Origin of the sequence: Belliella aquatica, assembly GCF_014637795.1 — a bacterium.
GTDB lineage: Bacteria > Bacteroidota > Bacteroidia > Cytophagales > Cyclobacteriaceae > Belliella > Belliella aquatica.
The window spans coordinates 36,241-36,854 of the sequence record NZ_BMFD01000013.1 but is presented as its reverse complement, the minus strand read 5'-3'; the positions used below and the strand labels follow the sequence as shown (position 1 = coordinate 36,854).

Genomic DNA, 614 nt, shown 5'->3' with positions numbered 1-614 from the left:
TGTTTCCTGCCTGATCAGCAATTCCTGTATTATTGAGTGTAATCAGATTGGTCGCATCGTTGATGCCATTTGTTGGTGTCAAAGTAGCGGTCCATGTTATCCCTACATCCGAGGAGCTTACACTCGAAAGGATACCGTTGGCTACCGAAAGATCAGCATTAGTAAAACCCGCAACTGCCTCTGAGAAAGTAAAGGTTACAAGGCTTGTCTCTCCAGCTCTCAATTGTGTATCCGAAACCACTATTGTAGCAGTCGGGCGCTGGGTATCAATCGAGTAATTGTTGGAATCTGTTGTACCAGTTCCTGTGTTTCCTGCCTGATCAGCAATTCCTGTATTATTGAGTGTAATCAGATTGGTCGCATCGTTGATGCCATTTGTTGGTGTCAAAGTAGCGGTCCATGTTATCCCTCCATCCGAGGAGCTTACACTCGAAAGGGTACCGTTGGCTACCGAAAGATCAGCATTAGTAAATCCCGCAACTGCCTCTGAGAAAGTAAAGGTTACAAGGCTTGTCTCTCCAGCTCTCAATTGTGTATCCGAAACCACTATTGTGGCAGTGGGGCGCTGGGTATCTATCGAGTAATTGTTGGAATCTGTTGTACCAGTTCCTGTA

Annotated in this window: 1 protein-coding gene; it reads right to left on the bottom strand. The window is 45.8% G+C overall.

Annotated elements, in window-relative coordinates; all coding sequences use genetic code 11:
- A partial coding sequence (locus tag IEV57_RS19410; protein WP_229744531.1) for an Ig-like domain-containing protein occupies window positions 1–614 on the bottom strand: 614 nt, incomplete at both ends.